This is a genomic window from Blautia sp. BIOML-A1 (assembly GCF_009883055.1).
Lineage (GTDB): Bacteria > Bacillota > Clostridia > Lachnospirales > Lachnospiraceae > Blautia_A.
The window spans coordinates 1-1,807 of the sequence record NZ_WWVR01000085.1 but is presented as its reverse complement, the minus strand read 5'-3'; the positions used below and the strand labels follow the sequence as shown (position 1 = coordinate 1,807).

Annotated in this window: 1 protein-coding gene; it reads left to right on the top strand. The window is 46.4% G+C overall.

Going from position 1 to position 1,807, the window contains the following annotated elements; all coding sequences use genetic code 11:
- Nucleotides 1-183 precede the first annotated feature (183 nt).
- Entirely contained in the window at nucleotides 184-1,743 is a 1,560-nt protein-coding gene (locus GT674_RS16725; RefSeq protein ID WP_161286681.1) for an inositol monophosphatase family protein, read from the top strand.
- Nucleotides 1,744-1,807 lie beyond the last annotated feature (64 nt).

The following is a 1,807-nucleotide window of genomic DNA, read 5'->3' as shown; positions in this document are numbered from 1 at the left end:
ATGTTTTTTGCCAAAATCCCGAGACATACAAGGCAAAATGCCATCACCGAAGGTGATTTGGAATGCATTTTGACTCATAACTGTGGGGGTACTGAACAGTTATGAACTGACAAGAAAAGCATTGCAATAAAGACTCAGGTTGAACGCAAATTATTGTGCATGAATAAATGGAGGTGAAATATTATGGAAATTGTTGTAAAAATCCTTGCAGATATACTGGCTGCTTTTTATCAGACGGCAGGTGCATCCCTTTTGCTGGCTGCACTTGTCATGTGTGTTTATATGCTTGGACGAAAGCAGGGAGCCGGTCCGGTGGTTCGGGCATGGATCCGGAATTTCCAGACAAGTGCCTGGTTCAGACGGCATTTCTTTCTGGCATTTTATGTTGGAATGATGTTGTTTCGGACAATTTTGTGCCGGAGCATCTGGGGAAATCCGCTCGATCATGTGCTTGGTATCTGGGGATTATATAATGATGGAAATCTTTATACAGAGAATTTTGAGAATCTTGTTCTCTTTCTGCCTTTTATGGTTCTGCTGCTCTGGGCAGGAGAAGAGAAAGAACATTTCAAAGAAAAAAGTATTCAGGATGTGCTGATTTTAAGCTTTAAGATCAGTTTTCTGTTTTCCCTTGGAATAGAGTTCAGCCAGCTGTTCTTCAAGCTTGGAACCTTTCAGCTTACAGATCTGTTCTTTAATACCGTTGGTGGACTCCTCGGTGGTATCTGGTACTGGGGCTTTGACCGTGTACGTCGAAAAATCGAGGGAGCGATCCGCAGGTTTGGCGGCTGGGATGTAACGCCGTGGAGATCCGCGGATGAGGAGCAGAAATCTTTCGGCACATATGAAATGCAGGAGAATCCGTCCATGGATTGTTCTGTATCGGAAGCAATGGGAGAAAATGCCACACCTGAGATCAAAGAAGATTCGAAGGAACGAATGGATGCAAGATATCGTGCGATTGAGCGCCTGATCCGCGATGCCGGAAAGAAAATGGTCAGGGCAAGACCGTCGGATGCCATGGTTCACCAGAAAGAGGGACTGGCAAATTTCTGCACGGACTATGATATGGAAATACAGAGATTCCTGATCAGAGGTTTCAGTGAAATCCTGCCGGGGGCGGCTTTCTTTGGCGAGGAAGATACGGAGGGCAACGCGGGTGCGGAGGCAGAAGGTGAATTTACCTTTTACATAGATCCGATCGATGGCACGACGAACTTTATGTTTGATTATCATCACAGCTGCATCTCCGTAGGTCTGGCTCATAAGGAGAAGATGATCGCTGGTTTTGTCTATCATCCATATATCAATGAAATGTATGTCGCAATTCGTGGTAAAGGAAGCTATCTTAATGGCAGACGGCTTTATCTCGCAGATAAATCCGTGACAGAGGGAATTGTTGAATTTGGTTGTGCACGGTATAATGAGGCCGGTATAGACTGGCTGTTCCGCGTGGTGAAAGAGATGTTCCAGAACAGCCTTTCTATCCGCTGCGGTGGTTCCGCAGCGCTGGGACTCTGTCGTGCAGCATCCGGAAGCAATACGGTTTATCTGGAACTTAAGCTTCAGCCATACGATTATGCGGCGGCCTCCGTGATCCTGGAAGAGGCAGGAGGTGTGATCACACAGATCGACGGAAGTCCGATCACGCTTCATGAAGGCTGCTCGATCATCGGTGGTACACCGAAGGCATGGAAAGAGAGCAGAGAAGCGTTTGAGAGACTGCAAAGTAAAATCGAGTAACTATTCAGAAGGTAGTATCCCGCGAGGCGTTTTGGCATGTTTTTTGCCAAAATCCCGAGACATA